Here is a 1,099-nt window from a genome sequence, read left to right as displayed (position 1 = left end):
GTCCAACTACCACCTCAAGAGAGCCGAGCACCGGCACTGGCCCCAGCCGACCCGGACAGCCACCGACGCCGTCGTGATCCACACGCCAAGACCACCAGACCCGTAACGCAACGGCATTGCGTCTAGGCGGCGAGCCGGAGCGTTACTACGAGCTGGCCGCCGCGGACGCCGAGGCAGTACCGGGAGCGGCGGACCCGTCCTGGACTCGGCGCGGCGGACAGCCGCACAGCGTGCCGCTGCTGCCCGCCGCCCCGGCCGGCAGTGACAACGACGAAGCCCACACCATGGTCCGCATCATGCTCGAGGACGTAGCTACCAGCCCACTGGACCCGGACGAGTGGGATACCCGGCAACGCGTCCTGGCCTCTCTCGACAGCCTGCCGGTCGGGTACCGCACAGATCTGGGCCGATTTCTGCTGGACGCGCTGGCCGCGGTCGCCGAGCCTGAGACAGGCACCACGGTATGGCGGATGCGCACCTTCATCGCCGGGCCTGATCGGGATCAGCTTGGCTTCGCTGTCTGTTCCGCCCTGACCGACCACACCCGCGCCGCGTTCTCCGCCTGGCTTCAGCTGCGCCATCACGAACGCGGCGAGCGTGCGGACCTCTCCCAGCTCACGTCGGTCGGTGTGCTGCTCACTCCCCGCGCCGACGGCTACCGAGAATGGGACACCACCATGAGTGCCATCAGCGGCGACCCGGAACTGACAGGTGAGGAATGAGCTGCCCCGAGTTTCATGGAGTCCGGTGATCTTGTTTCAGGCGGACTTCGGGGTGGCTTCCTGTTGTCGCCACCAGTCGCGTTCGTACTCGGCGGGCGGTACGTAGTCGAGGGCGGAGTGGAGCCGTTCCTCGTTGTACCAGGTGACCCACTGGAAGATCGCTCGTTCGACCTGGTCGAAGTCCTTCCAGGGGCCCTGCATCTCGATCAGCTCAGCCTTGAACGTGCCGTTCAGGGCCTCGGCCATCGCATTGATGCCCCTATAGATGTCAAGTAGCGGCCCCGGCAGTGTCGGCTGCGGGGCCCGGAGCGACGATGAGCCGGTAGATCTCCCGCGCAACGTAACGCTTGAGACAGCGGATGATCTCGCGGCGTGTC

General features: G+C 66.6%; 2 protein-coding genes. One reads left to right on the top strand and one right to left on the bottom strand.

Translation table 11 applies throughout. The features are described from left to right. The first annotated feature begins 116 nt into the window (after positions 1-116). Positions 117-722: a hypothetical protein gene (locus ACTWQJ_RS51680; RefSeq protein ID WP_443313252.1), complete on the top strand. Its 606-nt coding sequence runs from the start codon at positions 117-119 to the stop codon at positions 720-722. A 36-nt stretch (positions 723-758) separates the two neighbouring features. Here the strand turns inward: ACTWQJ_RS51680 and ACTWQJ_RS51675 are convergent, their stop codons facing one another. Continuing rightward, positions 759-968 (bottom strand): integrase core domain-containing protein, encoded by a 210-nt coding sequence (locus tag ACTWQJ_RS51675; protein WP_443313251.1) that lies wholly within the window; start codon positions 966-968, stop codon positions 759-761. Positions 969-1,099 lie beyond the last annotated feature (131 nt).

Origin of the sequence: Streptomyces sp. KR55 (assembly GCF_052245645.1) — a bacterium.
GTDB lineage: Bacteria > Actinomycetota > Actinomycetes > Streptomycetales > Streptomycetaceae > Streptomyces > Streptomyces flavusporus.
Note: the sequence above shows the minus strand (reverse complement) of the source record. Positions and strands in the feature narration are given on the sequence as shown.

Coding starts and splice junctions, on each gene's coding strand:
- ACTWQJ_RS51675 (WP_443313251.1), bottom strand. CDS start 968: ATGGCCGAGGCCCTGAACGGCACGTTCAAGGCTGAGCTGATCGAGATG.